Source organism: Nocardioides pelophilus, from assembly GCF_014180685.1.
GTDB lineage: Bacteria > Actinomycetota > Actinomycetes > Propionibacteriales > Nocardioidaceae > Nocardioides > Nocardioides pelophilus.
On the sequence record NZ_JACEHF010000246.1, the window covers coordinates 1 to 4028 of the forward strand.

The 4028-nt window shown below is 72.3% G+C and carries 4 protein-coding genes; all 4 read right to left on the reverse strand.

The window, feature by feature from the left end:
• Positions 1 to 22 precede the first annotated feature (22 nt).
• The gene (locus H0488_RS22260) at positions 23 to 1078 is read right to left on the reverse strand and encodes a serine/threonine-protein kinase (protein WP_183101392.1); all 1056 of its coding nucleotides are present in this window, start codon (positions 1076 to 1078) and stop codon (positions 23 to 25) included.
• A 130-nt stretch (positions 1079 to 1208) separates the two neighbouring features.
• On the reverse strand, positions 1209 to 2537 hold the full coding sequence (locus H0488_RS22265; protein ID WP_183101393.1) for a choice-of-anchor P domain-containing protein: 1329 nt from the start codon (positions 2535 to 2537) through the stop codon (positions 1209 to 1211).
• A 51-nt stretch (positions 2538 to 2588) separates the two neighbouring features.
• Entirely contained in the window at positions 2589 to 3086 is a 498-nt protein-coding gene (locus H0488_RS22270; protein WP_312856487.1) for a nucleosidase, read from the reverse strand.
• Positions 3087 to 3182: 96 nt separating this feature from the next.
• Positions 3183 to 4028 (reverse strand): IMP dehydrogenase (locus tag H0488_RS22275; RefSeq protein WP_183101394.1); only part of this gene is annotated, 846 nt, incomplete at its 5' end.

The window sequence follows — 4028 nt, forward strand, 5'->3', positions numbered from 1 at the left end:
GCCTGCACCAGGTCCGGGCCGATCACTGCGCGCCGCCGGCGTAGTCGAGGGCCACCAGGACCACCAGCGCGACCGCGATCGCCACCGCGACGAGCACGGCCAGCAGCACCGGGCCGCCGGGGAAGAACGAGCCGCGCGGGACCGTGGCGGGCCGCGGCCGGTGGTCGAGGACGGGTACTGCCGACGAGGCGACCGGCTGCGCCGGCACGGGTACGCCGGCCTGCTGGTGCGCCTGCTGGGGGGCGGGAGGCGCCGGACGGACGAAGGTCTCTGGCGCCAGGCTGCTGTCGAGCGCGGCGACGAGGTCGCGGGCCCAGGTGTCGGCGTCCGGGTGCCGGGCCTCGCGGTCGCGCGCCATGCCCCGCTCCAGGACTGCGGCGACGCGGGGGTGGCGCGGCACGCCCGTCCGATCGAGCACCTCGGCGACGACGGCCGACGCCGCGAAGATGTCGGCGCGGCCGTCGATCGGCGCGCCGACGGCCGCCTGCTCCGGGGCCATGAACGCGGGCGTGCCGACGGCAGCGGTGACCCGGCGCGTGGACTCGAGCGCCTTCGCGAGTCCGAAGTCGGTCAGGACGAGGAAGTCGTCGCCGCGGAGCAGCACGCCGTCGGGCGGCGCGTCCGGCGCGTGGCCCGACCGGGCCGGGGCGATCAGGATGTTCGACGGCTTGACGTCGCGATGGACGACGCCGCGCTCGTGGATCGCGGTGAGCGACGCGCCCAGCGCCGCGGCAACGGCACGGACGTCCGGCACGGTCACCAGGCCACCGCTCTGCTCGAGCTCGTCGAGCCGGTCCTGGAGGGTCCCCCGTTCGGCGAGCTCCAGCACGAGGTAGGGCCGGCCGTCCGGCAGCTGGGCGACGTCGTAGACGGTGGCGGTGCGCGGCGACTCGATCCTCCGCATCAGCCGCGCCTCCTTGATGAAGCGGGCCCGGCCGTCGGGATCGAAGGCGACCTGCGTCGACAGCACCTTGAGCGCGACGAACTGCTCGAGCACCGGGTCCTCGGCGCGATAGACCGCGGCGTGCGCCCCGACACCGAGCCGCTCGAGCACGACGAACCGACCGATCGCCTCCACGGCGCCAATCCTGTCAGACCCACGCCTGTTGGACGCAGACCCGTGAGACGCAGACCTGTGAGACGCAGACCCTTGAGACGCAGAGCGCCGCCGGCCCGTACGGACCGGCGGCGCTCTCGAGCTCGACGGCTCAGCTGTTGACCCAGACAGCGGCGACGCCCACCTCGACGTCGAGGCCGATGATCTCCTTCGGAGCGTCCGGCAGGGCGATGATGTGCAACGCCCGCACCGCGATCCCGTTGAACGGGAACGTCTGCTTGATCTGCTCGTTGATGATCACCTTCACCAGACCCGGGATCTCGACGACCGTGTTCGGAGCGACCGAGATCGGGAAGGTCTTGCCGTTGATGGTCAGACCGACCAGGCGGGAGCCTCCGGTGATCTTGGGTTGGCCGCCGTCCTGCAGCTCGAGGTGCGCCGTCGCTGTGACGGCATCGACGGTGATCGCCCCGCCGAGGAGCGAGACGTCGGCGACCTTGCCGACGAGCGTGCCCTCGGTCTCGGCGCTGGTCACCGTGCCGTTGGCGGACCCGCTCAGCGCGTAGGCGTTCACCAGGCCGGGCAGGTTGAGCTTGGCAGTGGCGTTGGTGAGCGTGAGGCCGTTCGTGCCACCGGCCGGCATGATCATCGCCGACGTCGGGCCGGCGTTGAGCTTGACCGCGTCGCCCACCTGGATCCGGGTGCGCGAGGAGTAGGAGACGCCGAACACCGGCACCCCGTCGATCGGCACCGGCAGCTCGATCATGGCCTTGGTCGGGGTGATCTCGATGACCGCACCCTTCTCCAGCTGGCCGAACGACGACAGCAGCGTGACCTTGATGCCGGTCGCGACGGACTTGATCAGGGCGTCGCCGCCGATCTGCCCCTTGACCTCGTTGATCACGACCGTGGCCAGGCCGGGGATGGTGACCGTGGTGTTCTTGGGGACGGTGATCGGCAGGTCGTTGTCACGGACCTTCAGGTTCACGAGCTTCGTGCCGCCCGTCCGCTTCACCTCGTCGCCGTTGAGGGTGGCGGTCGCCTTGGTCTCGATCGCGTCGACGGTGATCGCACCGCCGAGCAGCTTCACGCCGGCGATCTTCGCCTCGGACGTGATCGTCGTGCCGCCGCTGAGGGTGCGGGTGGTGCGCTGCCGGGTGGTGACACCGGTAGCGGTGAGCAGTCCGTTCAGCAGGTTGACCGATGCGATGTCGTTGGCGGAGCTCCGGCCGGGCTCGGTCACCCGCAGGCTGCTCGCGGCGGTGAGCTCGGACCGGACGACGCCGGCGACCGTGACGCGCGAGCCGCCACTGACGGACCTGAAGACCGGATCGGTCGGAGCGGCGGCCACGGCCGCACGAGGGAGGGGCGCCGAGCGAGCGGCGCTGCTGGCTGGCGACAACGGTCCGGCAAGGACGGTGAGGCCGAGCAAAAGGGCGAGGATCAACGAGATCCCCATGTTGCGACGGGGAGGGAGCATGCAGGCAAGGTAACCCTTGTCAGCAGAAAATGCCGCTTCGTTGTCAGGGCTTTACTCAGGCTTCACCATCGACAAGGACGTTCTCAGCCAGTCACCGAGGGCTCGGGCGCTGTGGTCGACCATCGTCGGCCAGTCCATCGCGCTCTCGTCGGCGTTGTCCGACACGTGCTTGACCAGCCGCACCGGGACCCCGAAGCGCCGGGCGGCGTAGACCACCGCGTAGCCCTCCATGTCGACCAGGTCGGCCTGGGCTGCCAGCCGCGCCCGCACCACCGGGTCGGTGACGAACACGTCGCCGCTCGCGAGCACCATCTCCCCCGCACCGCAGCGGAGCCGCTCCTCGGGGTCGTAGCCGAGCGCGCGGATGGCGTCGGCGTTCACGTCATGGTTCAGCACGACGCCCGGCTCGTGGAGGCCCTCGTGGTGGTCGTGCAGGGCGCCGGCGGTGCCGATGTTGACGACCTGCAGTCCGGCGAGGTCGTCGTACGCCGCGAGCGCTCCGGCGACCGCGGTGGCCGCCGCTGTCTTGCCGATGCCGGTGATCAGCACCGGCAGCGCCTCCGGGACGTACGCCGCCTCGGCGCGGGNGGACGTACGCCGCCTCGGCGCGGGTCGCGGCCACCACCAGGTAGCGGGTCACGTCGGTCACCAGCTGGTCGACAGTGGACGGCCCTCGTGGAAGCCGGCCGCGGACTGGACGCCCACGACCGCCCGCTCGTGGAGCTCGGCGAGGGTTCCCGCGCCGGCGTACGTGCAGGCCGAGCGCACCCCGGCGCTGATCTCGTCGATCAGGTCCTCGACACCCGGTCGCGTCGGGTCGAGGTACATCCGGGAGGACGAGATGCCCTCCTCGTAGAGGCCCTTGCGGGCGCGGTCGAAAGCGGACTCGGTCGCGGTGCGCCCGGCGACCGCGCGCGCCGACGCCATCCCGAACGACACCTTGAACGGTCGCCCGTCGGCGTCGTGGAGCAGGTCGCCGGGCGACTCGTAGGTGCCGGCGAACCACGAGCCGATCATCACCGCGGAGGCGCCGGCCGCGAGCGCGAGCGCGACGTCGCGCGGGTGCCGCACTCCCCCGTCGGCCCAGACGTGGGCGCCCAGGTCGCGCGCGGCCGCGGCGCAGTCGAGCACCGCCGAGAACTGCGGCCGTCCCACCCCCGTCATCATCCGGGTGGTGCACATCGCCCCGGGCCCGACCCCGACCTTGACGATGTCGGCCCCGGCCCCGATCAGGGCCCGGGTGCCGTCGGCGTCGACCACGTTGCCGGCGGCGACCGGAACCGCGGGGTCGAGCGCGCGCACGGACTGGAGCGCCTCCAGCATCCGGTCCTGGTGGCCGTGGGCCGTGTCGACCACCAGGCAGTCGACGCCCGCGTCGAGGAGCGCGCGTGCCTTCGCCCCCACGTCGCCGTTGACGCCGACCGCCGCGGCGATCCGGAGGCTGCCCGCATCGTCGACGGCGGGGCGGTAGAGCGTGGAGCGGAGCGCCCC

Excerpts from the sequence above, each read along its gene's own strand:
- H0488_RS22265 (WP_183101393.1), bottom strand. The coding sequence starts at position 2,537 with ATGCTCCCTCCCCGTCGCAACATGGGGATCTCGTTGATCCTCGCCCTT.